Genomic DNA, 11,763 nt, shown 5'->3' on the forward strand with positions numbered 1-11,763 from the left:
CGTCATTCAATCACCTCGTCGGCTTGCGACAAGAGCGATGGCGGAACAGTCAGGCCAAGCGCCTTCGCCGTCTTGTGGTTGATCACCAGTTCAAACTTGGTCGGCTGTTGTACGGGCAATTCAGCCGGCTTGGCACCCCTGAGGATCTGACCAGCATAGAGCCCAATGACGCGAAAGAAGTCGGCAAAGTTCGATCCAAAGGATATCAGACCGCCGGCTTGGGCAAACTCACTTCGGAAATACAGAGTCGGGATTTCTTCTTGGGCCGCCAAGGCGATGAGCTGATCTGCACGTGCGAACAGGAACGGATCGGCTGCAATGAGAAGCGCATCCAGCCGCTTCTGCTTCAGGCCCTCGAAGGCAAGGTCGATGTCGCGTTCGGTGCTGGCGCTCAGGATTACGACGCGTTGCCCGCGAGCGGCGACCTGCACCTCACTTGACTCAATCAAGGTTGCCGGATTGGTCGGGTTCACGAGCAGGCCGATTGTGGATGCCATGGGAAGCAACTCGTGCAGAAGCTCCATTCGCTTCGATGCAGCCTCGATTAAGCGCGCTGTGATCCCGGTCAGATTGCCGCCCGGCTGGTTGGAACTGTCGACAAGGCCGCCTTTGACTGGATCATCGGCGGTGGTAAAAACGACTGGTATTGTTCGGGTCGCAGCCTTCGCGGCACTTGCCGCAACGGTGCCACCAGTTGAAACCAGGACTGCAACCGGCTTTTGCACGAGTTCGGCCGCCATCGCGGGTAACAGATCATATCGACCTTTCGCCCAGCGGTATTCGACTGCCACATTGTGACCTTCAACGAACCCCGTTTCGGCAAGGCCCTTGTGAAACGCTGTTAAGAGCGACGCGTCGACATCGCTGGACCGGCTGCTCAGAAACCCGATCACCGGCACTGCCGGCTGTTGCGCTCGCACTGCAAGCGGCCAACCGACCGCGACGCCCATGAGTGAGATAAACTCGCGCCGCCTCATTGGATGATCCCGAAGTCAGGTCAGCAGAGGCCATGGTACTTCAGCCGAGCAGGTTTGACGAGGACAGTTCCATAAGGGCACTGACGCGCAACCCGCGATCAGTTATTGCCGCGCAGACTGCCCGACCGGAGGGCAAATTCGATCCGGTTAGGCCGAGGGCCAGGACGGCCTGTTCCGTGAAAGCCGGTCTTCGTCAAAAGCCTGATCGACGCCACATTGTCAGGTCGGCATTCGGCAAAGATCGGACGTAGGGCAAACGCAGGGTCGGCGGCAATCTGCTCCAGGGTCGCCCGGAGCGCCTCTGAGGCATAACCCTTGCCCTGGTAATCGATGCCGAACCAGTAGCCGACCTCGATGGTCTTATCCGGGTGGTCAATCACCCCCATAGCCCCGATCAGCGTCCCGTCAGGGAGCCGCACCGCGAAGAAGTATTCCTTGATGGCATTCTGGCTGGCGATAAGGGCCTCCGCCTTCTCCAAGGGGAAGCCACCCTCCATGAAGGCCATCCACTGACTTACAGCAGGGACGTCGCTGATCCTGGCTAGTTCGAGGGCATCTTGGAGTTGCAGTTGGCCGATTGCCAAACGGTCCGTCGAGAACGGCTTCAACATACGTCCACCCTCCAACCGATCCAACTTGTCCCGTCAAATCTGGACGCCGTGAGGGCCAGAAAAAGCGTTCCATGAAGGGGTTTCTGCGAATTACGCGGCTCTCTCTTCCACGCGCGACAGAGCCGCTGTTCGGGAGTAGTATGGAGTTCAGTCGCGTTTTCGACCCTCTGACGGGCGGGCAGGTTGGACTTCGTCTCTGGAGGCACCATGCACCTGCGCTTTAGGACACCACACTTGGTTTATCTGATCCTGCTGGTGGTCAGCGTGGGAGCAACGTCCTATGTCGCTTACCAGGTCGTCGGCTTCGTCGGAGTAGGCGTCCTCGGTCTGATCATCGGGGTGATCGCCCTTACCGTCGAATTGCAGGCGGGTGGTCCTGACGGCTTCTACAATGCCACAAACCTCTATGCCCAGCACATGGCCGTTGTGGAGAGAATGTCCGCAGCCGAGAGAGCCGAAAGGCGTGCCGAAATCGAGGCCGCTGCATCACCGCTCCTGGTGGCAAAGATCGTGAGCGCAGGGCTGATCGTCGTCGGATTTGTTCTGTTCTTTGTCTTTCAACTCGGCGCCTAGCTTCAAGCCTCAGCCTTCTGGCTTGAGAAACCACAAGCACAGAATCAATCGGAATTACGTGGCTCCACGTAGGTCATTTCTAAAAGGGGCTCTGCGAATGGTGCGGACGATCTTCTCCTGTCCTGACTTCGTCCGAATTCGAGTGAAGTCGGGACAGGAGAGACGAACGGGCGTATGCTGGAATAAGACCACAAGGTGTCCTGATGAGGCGGCGCGATCTCATCGTCGGCGGCTTACTCGCCACAAGCTTCTCAACACGGATCTCGGCGCAGCCGAAGGAACGTGTCCGGCAGCTCCTGCTGATTGGCCACGCTTGGTCCGATCGAGTGACCGCTGACCCGGCCTCACCGCGCTGGTCTGTCTTCCTGAATGAACTCCGCCATAACGGCTACGTGGTTGGAGTAAACCTCGCCGTGAGCTGGCGTGAAGGTGTGGAGGACTGGGGACCACCGAGGGATGAGTGGGCAGAGGTGATGGACGACATTCGCAGGCTCTCGCCGGATGTCATCGTAACTACCTCGCATAGCTGGGCGCTTAATTTGAATGCCGTAATCAGCACGATCCCAATTGTGGTCTCAGCTCTCAGCCCGGTGGAGCAGGAGGTCGTACCGAGCCTTGCGCAACGCTCCGGCAACATTACGGGGATCGCGATCGACTCTGGCCCAGAAATCTACAACAAACAGCTTGACCTCCTTCTGGAGGAAGCGCCAAGGTGTCCCTTGTTGCGTTTCTCAGCTCAGACCGAGCCTATATAGGCATGCGGTAGCTTTGGCGTGAAGCAAACCAGCGCGGTGTCGGCATCCAGGAATTTCTCTATTTGGATAGCTATGAAACTCTCTTCAGTGCCATGGTCCGGGAAGGCGCAACGGCCGTTCTCATCCTGGCGGATGCCAAGCAAGTCAGCCGCACCGATCAGATTGCACAATTGGCGAGACAGCATCGGCTGCCTCTCATGAGTCCATTTCGTCGCCTGACGGAGGCGGGAGGCCTCATGTCATATGGCATTGACTGGAGCGGAGTTGATCGAGATCTTGCAGTCTACACCGCGCGGGTGCTTGGCGGGACCAAGCCGAGCGAACTGCCCTTCGAATAGCCAAGCCGCTACGAACTTGTGCTCAATCTCCAGACCGCTAATGACCTTGGCCTGACGTTCCCGAGCTCACTCATGGCTTTCGCTGACGACATACTCGAACGAGACATGTCCCCTTGATCTGGCTCCACTCCGACTGGAGCCGTTGAGCGTCACAAACTGTCGGGAGGAAATGGCCAAGCTGGTAGGAACAATCTCCACGAGGATTCATGCCAAGTGCCCCGCGCTCGCAGCCCACTCAGCCAAGCGTTAGCACCAATGAGGACGCGCTCGAGTACGCTGGGGCGGCTGCGCGTGCAATTGCGGCGCCTGTTTTACGGCCATCGTCCGGCAGCAGTCGCCTTCCAAGCGGGTCTCCTGGCGATTGACCTCGCCGCGATCACCTACTTTGTCGCCACTTCCTTTGTCGCCGATGCTACTTGGCTGCGGGTGGTGGACCTGCTGCTCGGGGTGCTTCTCGCCCTTGAGTTTCTGGGCCGGATCCTCGCTCACCGCCACCCTATGGCCTACCTCGACAACGGCGCTGCGCTGGTTGATCTCGTGGTGATCGCCTCGCTGTTCGTCTCAGCGGTTGGGGTCAACCTCGGCTTTCTACGGGTTCTCCGTACAGTCCGGCTCCTGCGGTCCTACAACGTGCTGGGCCAGCTCAAGCGGCGCTTCGCAGCCGGGCGCCGGAACGAGGAGGTGATCCACGCTGCCCTGAACCTCGGTGTCTTCGTGTTCATGATCTCCGCACTGGTCTACGTCAGCCAGCGTGAGATCAATCCAAAGATCGAAGACTTCATTGATGCGCTCTACTTCACGGTGGCGACGCTCTCCACCACGGGTTTTGGGGACGTCACGCTGATGGGCAGTACCAGCGGGGAAGTGCTCTCGATCCTCGGGATCACCCTGTTCCTCCGCTTGGCGCAGGCTGTGTTCCGCCCGGGCGCAAGGTGCTTTACCCGTGCCCGCAGTGTGGACTGCAACGTCATGAACATGACGCCGTTCACTGCAAGGCCTGTGGCCACGTGCTGAACATTCCCAATGATAATGAATGACGCAGCACAGGGGGCTGCCCCCAAGCCTTATCTGATAGGGTCGACACTCGGTTTCCTTCTACGGAGCGAACGTGACATTCAGCGCTCTCGATGGTCGGCTCTGGTACCTTGCTCTTGCCTTTGGGGGGTTGTCCGTTGTTGCCAATACAATCGCATGGCACTCATGAAGGCAGTTCCAAGACGCCCTGAAGACGCCCCTTACTTCCGATAACGGTGATGTGCTCTACTCAAGGGAATGGGACTTCAGATATTGGCTGAGGATTGGGCAGGTGACGGCAGGGCTCTCGATCCTCTTCTCTGTCCTCTGGCTCATCGCTTAGGGTCTCTGCCGGTCAATTGCTTCCTGTCTGGGCTCTGGCTCGATGGCTGATTGCCTCATGATCAAGACCTGATCGTTTGCCACACTTCCAGGAGCCCAGATCTCTGTCCTTTACGGCTTTCAACAGGAAGATGATCAGGTTGAACGCGCGAAGGTCGTTGGCTGAGTGACAACGGCTTTCCCTAAGCTCATCTAGGGCACAACCGCTAAGCAGCACAGTTGCTGGCCCACTCCCCGCCCAAGAACGAGTACAGAGGGGTAACGTCGGCACACCGTGCTTACCACAGGCTTTCAGATGTTGTGGTCTGACATAATCATGGTCCGTCTCCAACTATCGTCAAGGCTTTTACCGCCAGTTGACTGCGAAGACTTTGACGGGATGTGGGAAGCCCTTGAGTGTGCGACATCCGAGTTCCACAAGCTCAAACCGGCCCAGCACTAAGTGACGAACAGTGTCCGACACAACGATGGTATCAGGTTCTGCAACCTGGCAGAGGCGAGAGGCCATCTGAACCGTAGACCCAAATAGATCATTGCTGTCCGTGATCGGCTCGCCGGCATCTAGGCCGATCCGAACCCGCAGCTTTTCCTTGCTCGCGAGATTGAAGGCATCAAATGCCTGTTGGATGGCGCGGGTGCAGTCTACTGCCGCCGCCACCTCGTCAAAGGACGCCATGATCCCGTCGCCTGTGTGCTTAACTTCGCGCCCTCCTTTATCCTTGAGAGCGCGGCGGACCAGAGCATCGTGAGCTCGCACCATCTCAACGCTTCTAAGATCGCCAAGCCTTGCGGTCATTGCGGTGGAATCGACGATATCTGTGAACATGATTGTACGCAGAGCCGGGTCAATCGCAGTGTGGGATAGGCCATCCTTCGGTGCGGGATCGGAGACCCGGCCCAGGAAAGCCTCAACGGCTGAAAGATCGACCTCAATGACATCTTTGGCTATATCGCCATGGGCCTCGTCATGTACCCGCATAGCCGTCTGGATATCAGGAGCGTCAATCAGACAAAATCCAGTCCCTCGTGCCTCATCAAACCAGTACGTCAGAAAGTGGACTCCATATCCTTCCTGCACCTCCAGGTCCTTGCGATGGGCCTCGGCGATGTCAACAGCAGTCATTCCTCTAAGGTCATGTCGGTCCAGGTATATGGGCATCACTGCCTCCGTGCTCCGGCTTGAGCATATACCTTCAGGCGGCCTTGTCACGAATAAGCTGATGAGTTCGGCCGAGGCGGGGTAGAGTAGGGGCATGCAGCCCCACTGCTATGCAGGACATCAATTCCCGCCCGACATCATCCGCCATGCGGTCTGGCTTTACCTCCGGTTCACGCGTCGCTAACGGGACGTCGAGGAACTCCTAGCCGAGTGAGGCCTTGAGGTCTCACTCGGAACAGTTAGACGATGGATCCTAAAGTTCAGGCCTGCCTTTGCCGGAAACTTCCGTCGGCGGCGACCCAGCGAGCAGTGGCATCTGGATGGGATCGAGGTCTCCATACAGGGCAGGCGCATGGACCTGTGGCGGGCTGTCGATCATGAGCGCGAGATCCTGGATATCTCCGTCCAACTTAAGCGGGACAAAGTCGAAGCCCTGAAGCTCATGGGCAAACTGCTCAAGAAGGGGTCAGCGCAAGATCTGTCCCTAATTGTACGCCGGTATCATAAACCATGTGTAGACGCCCCTGATGACGCAAGATCGGTAGCGCCAATGCTTGACGAATTCGCCACAAGAGAGCGACCCGCACAGCCCTGCTTCTGGTCGTCCCTCTGAACGCTGTTTCTCTGACTCCTGCTGTGAAGGACCTATGGGCCGGCCGAGCTGGCCGGATGCCAGTCTGTGACGTTGCCCCATAAGCGTGGCGTCACTTAACATAGGACATCCATGAGCCGCTGGAGTATGCTGAGAATGGGTTGGATTTCAGCAACCCGCGAGCGTGGCAAGACGCACAGACTGGTAGTCACATGGGCAATCCCATCGTGCGCAGACGGTTGGCCGCCATCCTCGCAGCAGATGTAGTGACCTATAGCCGCCTGATGGACCTGGATGAAACAGGCACTCATGCGGCATGGAAGTCGCATCGCGGCGAACTGATCGACGCCACCATCACCGGCCATGAGGGCCGGACCGTCAAGCTTATCGGCGACGGCTTTCTGGCGGAGTTCCCGAGCGTTGTGAATGCTGTCGCTTGCGCGGCTGCGATCCAACACGGGATGCGGGAGCGCAATGCCGGCTTGCCGCGAGATCGCCGGATGGAGCTTCGCATCGGCATCAACCTTGGTGATGTGATCGTCGAGGGTGACGACATCTACGGCGACGGCGTCAATGTAGCGGCACGGCTTGAAAGCATTGCTGAGCCTGGAGGGATCGTGGTTTCTGGGGCCGTTCGGGATAACGTCGGCAATCGGCTCGACCTGCGATTTGAAGATATCGGCGAGCAAAGACTCAAGAACATCGACAGGCCAGTGCGCGCCTACACTGTACTGCTCGATATTTCTCCCGCGCTCACGACAGTCCGTTCAGAGGCAGGCTCACAGAAAACCTGGCTAGTTGAGAAGCCATCGATCGTGGTCCTGCCCTTCAACAACATGAGCGGTGATCCCGAGCAGGAATATTTTGGCGATGGGATCACCGAGGACCTTATCACTGACCTGTCGAAGATCTCCAGCCTGTTCGTTGTCGCCCGCAACACGTCCTTTACCTACAAGGGCAAACCCGTAAAGGCGCAGCAGGTGAGCCAGGACCTCAGGGTCACCTTCATCCTGGAAGGAAGTGTTCGTAAAGTCGGCTCGCGTGTGCGCGTCTCCGCACAGCTCGTTGATGGCAGAGATGGCGGTCACCTCTGGGCTGATCGTTACGACCGTGATCTCACCGACATTTTTACCATCCAAGACGAGATCACCCATTCGATTATTGACCAGCTGAGGATCAAGCTGCTGCCGGAGGAGAAGGCGATCATCAGTCGGGTGCCGACTGAGAACATGGAGGCCTATGGTTACTACCTGAGAGGCCGACAGTTCCTGCACCGGCATTCAAGGTCATACTACGTTCTCGCAAAGCGCATGTTCACCAAGGCGATCGAGCTCGATCCGCTGTATGCGCGGGCGTATGCCGGATTGGCAGACTGCGACTCCTTCCTCTTTCTACACTATAACGCCGATGTATCGACCGACAGTATTCTAGCAGCGAGCGCCAAGGCGCTGGACCTGGAAGCTGGCCTTGCTGAAGCGCATGCATCACGTGGTTTGGCGCTCTCGTTGCGGGAGCGGTATACAGAAGCAGTGGCAGAGTTCGATCAGGCAATTGCATTCGACCCCAACCTGTTTGAAGCGCATTACTTCTACGCTCGCGCGTGTTTTGCTCAAGGAAAGCTTGAGGAAGCGGCCCAGCTTTTTAAGCGTGCGGCAGAGCTCAAGCCCGACGATTATCAGGCTTTGCTCGTGCTCACCGGGATCTACAGATCCCTCGGGCGTGAGCAGGAAATGCAGGCGGCGGCGCGAGAAGGTGTTGCGTGCGCCGAGCGCGAGCTCCTGCTGCATCCGGAAAACCCCAGACCGGCCTATTTGGGAGCTGTAGGACTGGCAGTCCTTGGCGAGCTTGATCGAGCTAAAGAGTGGGCGGAGCGCGCTCTGGTTGTCGATCCTGATGACGGCCTGACGAAGTACAATGTATCCTGCGTCTGCTCTCTTGTGGGTGAGCATGAACGAGCGATCGACTTGCTGGTAGAACTCCTCCCAAACGCCACTCAGGAAAGAAAGAGCTGGGTGAAACACGACTCGGATCTCGATCCGATCCGCCGCCATCCACGCTTCCCGGAAGTCCTTGAACTTCTTACCTAGACGATGCTGATCGGAACACAGGGTGTTCTGCTACGTCGAGGGCTATAAGCCTGTGCTCGCCTAGTCATCCCCCTAGAGCACCGGACTGGAAATCCGACTCTCAGGGTTTTGGCCTGGTGCGATCTGTGATTCACTCTGTGGAACGGGAGGTGGATCATGGGTCACTGCTATTCTCTCGATCTTCGGGTGCGCGTCGCCGACTTTGTCGAGGCGGGCCATTCCTGCCGGGCGGCCGCCGAGCACTTTGACGTCAGCGAGAGTTTCGCCATCAAGCTCGTGCGGCGAACGCGGGACACCGGCTCGCCGGCACCGGCCCGGCAAGGCCGTCCGCCGGGCGGCGGCAAGCTGGTGCCCTATGAGGCTTTCCTGATCCAGACCGTCGAGGCGACGCCTGCCATCACCATGCCTGAACTCGCCGCACGGCTGCTGGAGCAGCATGGAGTGGTGGCGGCTCCCGCAATGCTCTCGCGCTTCCTGTGCCGGCGTGGCTTCAGCTATAAAAAAAGCCCTGATGGCGGCGGAGTGCGCACGCGCCGACGTGCGGGATGAGCGCCGGGTCTGGCATACCCAGCGTCAGCCCTGCATGCGCCAGGAGCCGTACCGGCTGGTGTTTCTCGATGAGACGTACGTCAACACCAAGATGACCCGCCTGCACGGCCGCTCGCGCAAGGGCCAGCGGCTGCGCATGAGCGCTCCCTTTGGACACTGGACAACCCACACTTTTATCGCAGGGCTGCGGTGCAGCGAGTTGAGCGCCCCGTGGGTGATCGATGGTCCGATTACCCGCTTGGCGTTCGAGGCCTACGTCGAGACCCAACTCGCGCCGACGCTGCAGAAAGGCGACGTGGTGATCCTCGACAACCTCGCGGTTCACAAGAGCGAGAAAGCCGCGCAGTGCCTGAAGCAACGCGGCGCCTGGTTCCTGTTTCTGCCTCCGTACAGTCCAGACATGAACCCGATTGAGATCGGACCAACGTGGAACCGCTGAACGTGAGGTTCCATTGACACCACGACTGGGCCATCAGGCGCTGCGCGCCTTGGCCTTATGGGTGGCCACACGCCATGACCCCGCGAGCGACACCCCTCCACTGGCAGGACCTGCCGCCCGACCGGCGCCGACGCCTGGTGGTGCTGATCGGCAGCCTCATCCGCCAGTCTCTGGCCGCCGCACAGGAGGCGGATCATGAGCCCGGAACCCGACATCCTCGCTCCGACCCTCTCCGACAAGATCCGGACCCGCCATTGTGACCGACAGGCGGTCGTCTACGTCCGCCAGTCCACTCTGCGGCAGATCGAGCACAACCGGGAATCCACCCGCCTGCAATATGCCCTGACCGATCGCGCCTGCCAGCTTGGCTGGCGACCCGAGCAGATCGTGGTCATCGACGATGATCTCGGCCGGTCCGCCGCCTCGGCTCTCGACCGGCCCGGCTTCCAGCGCCTGGTGGCCGAGGTTGGCTTCGGCCACATCGGTCTGGTGCTCGGCATCGAGGTCTCGCGCCTGGCACGCTCGTGTCGCGACTGGCATCAACTGCTGGAGATGTGCGCCCTGTTCGACACCCTGATCGGTGATGCCGATGGCATCTACGACCCCAGCCTCTACAACGATCGCCTGCTGCTCGGCCTGAAGGGCACCATGAGCGAGGCAGAGATCCACATCCTCAAGGCGCGCATGCTCGAGGGCCGCCGCGCCAAGGCGCAGCGCGGCGAGTTGGTGCTGGGGCTGCCCCGCGGCTACGTGCTCAAGCCATCCGGCGAGGTTGCGCTCGATCCCGACGAGGAGGTGCAGGAGATCATCGGTCTGGTCTTCGCGCTCTTTGAACGGCGACGCTCGGTCAGCGGTGTGCTGCGCTATCTCGTTGACCACGACCTTCGCCTGCCGGATCGCATTCGCCGCGGGCCGCACAAAGGAGAGGTGCACTGGACCCGGCCCAACGGGCAGACGCTGCGCGACATGTTGCGCAACCCGCTCTATGCCGGCGCCTATGTCTATGGCCGCCGCACCTATGACGGCCGCCTGCGCCGGCCCGGCCAGCCGCACAGCGGCAAACGCTTCCTGCGCGATCCAAAGGCCTGGAAGGTTCTGCACCGAGGCATGCGTCCGGCCTACATTGATTGGGACACCTTCGAGCGGAACCAGGAGCAGATGGCCGCCAATCGCGCCCGCCACACCGGCCTTCCCCGCGGCGGTCCCGCGCTGCTCGGCGGGCTGGTGGCCTGCGGGGTCTGTGGCCGGCGCATGTGCGTCACCTACAACGACGATGGCCGGGAGGCGCGGTATTCCTGCAATCAGATGGCGACGACCTACGGCGCGCCCCAGTGCCAGTCGATCAGTGCCCGCCCGGTGGATGAGCATGTCAGTGCCCTGATGCTGGAAGCGCTCTCGCCGTCGGCGATTGAGGTCAGCCTGCAGGTGGCCGAGGATCTCGAGCTGGAGCGCCAGCAACGACGGCGGCACTGGAAGCAGCGGCTGGAACGGGCAATCTACGAGGCGGATCTGGCCCGCCGGCGCTATGAGGCGGTCGACCCGTCCAACCGCCTCGTCGCCCGCACCCTGGAGCGGGACTGGGAAGCCGCGCTGGCGGCCCACCAGACGCTGGAGAGTGAGCACCAGCGGGTCCTGGCCTGCGAGCCGGAACGGCTGACGCCGGAGGAACAGGCAGCGGTGCACTGCTTGGCCGAGGACATTCCGGCCCTGTGGAGCGCCGCATCCACAACGGCGCGCGACCGGCAGACGATCGCGCGGACCATGCTCGAACGCGTGGTAATCCATCTGCAGGGCGCGACCGAGCGGGCGGAGATCGCGTGCCACTGGGCCGGCGGCGTCATCACCCGGCATGCGGTGATCCGTCCGGTGCGGCGGTTCGAGCAGCTGGCGAACTTCGATCAGCTGCTGGCACGGGCGGTGGAGTTGCGGACGGCCGGTACCACGGCAGAGCAGATTGCTGCCATCCTGAACGCGGAGGGCTTTCGGCCGGCCAAGCGCAGCGCCTTCAACGCTCCGATGATCCGGCGCCTGCTGCAGCGGCACGGACACGGCACGACCCGGCCGATCTGGTCCGGGAAAGTGCCGCGTGCGGATGCTGAGGAAATGACCTTGCAGGAGGTGGCCGACCAACTCGGAACCCACTGGCAGACGGTGTACGGCTGGCTGCGGCGTGGCACGCTCAAGGGCCGGCTGGCTCAGGTGGGCAAACAACGCATTTGGCTGGTGAAGCTCGCGGATAGCCCCGCAGCTCGCATCAAGCCATCAGACTGAACGTCAACAGGAAGCAGTTATTGAGAGGCATTATGGCAAAACGATCGAGCAGGTCT

11 protein-coding genes and 1 pseudogene are annotated in these 11,763 nt (G+C 60.3%); 8 read left to right on the forward strand and 4 right to left on the reverse strand.

Annotated features, from left to right (window positions below; all coding sequences use genetic code 11):
* Nucleotides 1-2: 2 nt before the first annotated feature.
* Together MA07_RS02195 and MA07_RS27455 are read right to left on the reverse strand one after the other, a co-directional pair.
* Nucleotides 3-977, reverse strand: a complete 975-nt coding sequence (locus tag MA07_RS02195; RefSeq protein WP_036346417.1) for an ABC transporter substrate-binding protein — start codon at nucleotides 975-977, stop codon at nucleotides 3-5.
* Between the two features lie 98 nt (nucleotides 978-1,075).
* On the reverse strand, nucleotides 1,076-1,588 hold the full coding sequence (locus MA07_RS27455) for a GNAT family N-acetyltransferase (protein WP_052002753.1): 513 nt from the start codon (nucleotides 1,586-1,588) through the stop codon (nucleotides 1,076-1,078).
* Between the two features lie 234 nt (nucleotides 1,589-1,822).
* On the opposite strand from MA07_RS27455, the gene MA07_RS02205 reads away from it, so the two are divergent.
* Nucleotides 1,823-2,161, forward strand: a complete 339-nt coding sequence (locus MA07_RS02205; RefSeq protein WP_036346420.1) for a hypothetical protein — start codon at nucleotides 1,823-1,825, stop codon at nucleotides 2,159-2,161.
* 203 nt (nucleotides 2,162-2,364) lie between these two features.
* Nucleotides 2,365-2,916, forward strand: coding sequence for an ABC transporter substrate binding protein (locus MA07_RS31130; protein ID WP_036346423.1), 552 nt, complete (start codon nucleotides 2,365-2,367; stop codon nucleotides 2,914-2,916).
* Here MA07_RS31130 and MA07_RS31135 read toward each other — a convergent pair.
* Complete coding sequence (locus tag MA07_RS31135) at nucleotides 2,898-3,101, reverse strand: hypothetical protein (RefSeq protein ID WP_200879314.1); 204 nt, start codon at nucleotides 3,099-3,101, stop codon at nucleotides 2,898-2,900. The genes MA07_RS31130 and MA07_RS31135 overlap by 19 nt on opposite strands.
* A 408-nt stretch (nucleotides 3,102-3,509) precedes the next feature.
* Here MA07_RS31135 and MA07_RS02220 point away from each other — a divergent pair, with 408 nt between their 5' ends.
* A complete protein-coding gene (locus tag MA07_RS02220; protein ID WP_244445132.1) occupies nucleotides 3,510-4,268 on the forward strand; it encodes an ion transporter in 759 nt (252 codons plus the stop codon).
* A 688-nt stretch (nucleotides 4,269-4,956) separates the two neighbouring features.
* Here the strand turns inward: MA07_RS02220 and MA07_RS02225 are convergent.
* Nucleotides 4,957-5,769: a nickel-binding protein gene (locus tag MA07_RS02225; RefSeq protein ID WP_036346425.1), complete on the reverse strand. Its 813-nt coding sequence runs from the start codon at nucleotides 5,767-5,769 to the stop codon at nucleotides 4,957-4,959.
* A 94-nt stretch (nucleotides 5,770-5,863) separates the two neighbouring features.
* On the opposite strand from MA07_RS02225, the pseudogene MA07_RS30655 reads away from it, so the two are divergent.
* The 5 genes and pseudogenes from MA07_RS30655 to MA07_RS02250 all read left to right on the forward strand — a co-directional run bounded on the left by MA07_RS30655 (nucleotide 5,864) and on the right by MA07_RS02250 (nucleotide 11,707).
* Nucleotides 5,864-6,382: pseudogene (locus tag MA07_RS30655) on the forward strand (DDE-type integrase/transposase/recombinase).
* Between the two features lie 191 nt (nucleotides 6,383-6,573).
* Nucleotides 6,574-8,448: an adenylate/guanylate cyclase domain-containing protein gene (locus MA07_RS02235; RefSeq protein WP_036346432.1), complete on the forward strand. Its 1,875-nt coding sequence runs from the start codon at nucleotides 6,574-6,576 to the stop codon at nucleotides 8,446-8,448.
* Between the two features lie 156 nt (nucleotides 8,449-8,604).
* Nucleotides 8,605-8,997, forward strand: coding sequence for an IS630 transposase-related protein (locus MA07_RS30660; RefSeq protein WP_036346434.1), 393 nt, complete (start codon nucleotides 8,605-8,607; stop codon nucleotides 8,995-8,997).
* Nucleotides 8,960-9,436: an IS630 family transposase gene (locus tag MA07_RS30665; RefSeq protein ID WP_036346435.1), complete on the forward strand. Its 477-nt coding sequence runs from the start codon at nucleotides 8,960-8,962 to the stop codon at nucleotides 9,434-9,436. Before MA07_RS30660 ends, MA07_RS30665 begins: the two co-directional genes overlap by 38 nt.
* Nucleotides 9,437-9,631: 195 nt before the next feature.
* Nucleotides 9,632-11,707, forward strand: coding sequence for a recombinase family protein (locus MA07_RS02250; RefSeq protein WP_036346437.1), 2,076 nt, complete (start codon nucleotides 9,632-9,634; stop codon nucleotides 11,705-11,707).
* Nucleotides 11,708-11,763 lie beyond the last annotated feature (56 nt).

Source organism: Microvirga sp. BSC39, assembly GCF_000739015.1.
GTDB lineage: Bacteria > Pseudomonadota > Alphaproteobacteria > Rhizobiales > Beijerinckiaceae > Microvirga.

Excerpts from the sequence above, each read along its gene's own strand:
- MA07_RS30660 (WP_036346434.1), top strand. The coding sequence starts at position 8,605 with ATGGGTCACTGCTATTCTCTCGATCTTCGGGTGCGCGTCGCCGACTTT.
- MA07_RS31135 (WP_200879314.1), bottom strand. The coding sequence starts at position 3,101 with ATGCTGTCTCGCCAATTGTGCAATCTGATCGGTGCGGCTGACTTGCTT.
- MA07_RS31130 (WP_036346423.1), top strand. The coding sequence starts at position 2,365 with ATGAGGCGGCGCGATCTCATCGTCGGCGGCTTACTCGCCACAAGCTTC.
- MA07_RS02250 (WP_036346437.1), top strand. The coding sequence starts at position 9,632 with ATGAGCCCGGAACCCGACATCCTCGCTCCGACCCTCTCCGACAAGATC.
- MA07_RS02220 (WP_244445132.1), top strand. The coding sequence starts at position 3,510 with ATGAGGACGCGCTCGAGTACGCTGGGGCGGCTGCGCGTGCAATTGCGG.
- MA07_RS02235 (WP_036346432.1), top strand. The coding sequence starts at position 6,574 with ATGGGCAATCCCATCGTGCGCAGACGGTTGGCCGCCATCCTCGCAGCA.
- MA07_RS02195 (WP_036346417.1), bottom strand. The coding sequence starts at position 977 with ATGAGGCGGCGCGAGTTTATCTCACTCATGGGCGTCGCGGTCGGTTGG.
- MA07_RS02225 (WP_036346425.1), bottom strand. The coding sequence starts at position 5,769 with ATGCCCATATACCTGGACCGACATGACCTTAGAGGAATGACTGCTGTT.
- MA07_RS27455 (WP_052002753.1), bottom strand. The coding sequence starts at position 1,588 with ATGTTGAAGCCGTTCTCGACGGACCGTTTGGCAATCGGCCAACTGCAA.
- MA07_RS30665 (WP_036346435.1), top strand. The coding sequence starts at position 8,960 with ATGGCGGCGGAGTGCGCACGCGCCGACGTGCGGGATGAGCGCCGGGTC.